We start from the raw sequence: 261 nt of genomic DNA on the forward strand, positions 1-261 counted from the left end.
CGTCTGGATTACCTGCTACTGTGTAGTCTTCATCTTCAGAGGCGATTGCTTTAACCGTACATGATTCCAGTAAAATATCTTTTAACAGCTGATTATATAATACATCGAGCTTTTTTTGAGTTTCACCTTGAATGTTATCATCAAGGGTTGAGCCTAATACGCCAGAAAGCGCGCCTTGACCAACGCGACACGAAATTTCTTTACATGCCGCTAACACTGTTCGAATTAACGATAAAAGTTCTCTTGAACAACCATCTTCAA

The 261-nt window shown here is 39.5% G+C and carries 1 pseudogene; it reads right to left on the reverse strand.

The features are described from left to right. Positions 1-261 (reverse strand): annotated as a pseudogene (locus V6260_RS18545) (class 1 fructose-bisphosphatase); the annotation flags it as partial.

It is taken from the genome of Pseudoalteromonas aliena, from assembly GCF_038155085.1.
Classification (GTDB): domain Bacteria; phylum Pseudomonadota; class Gammaproteobacteria; order Enterobacterales; family Alteromonadaceae; genus Pseudoalteromonas; species Pseudoalteromonas aliena_A.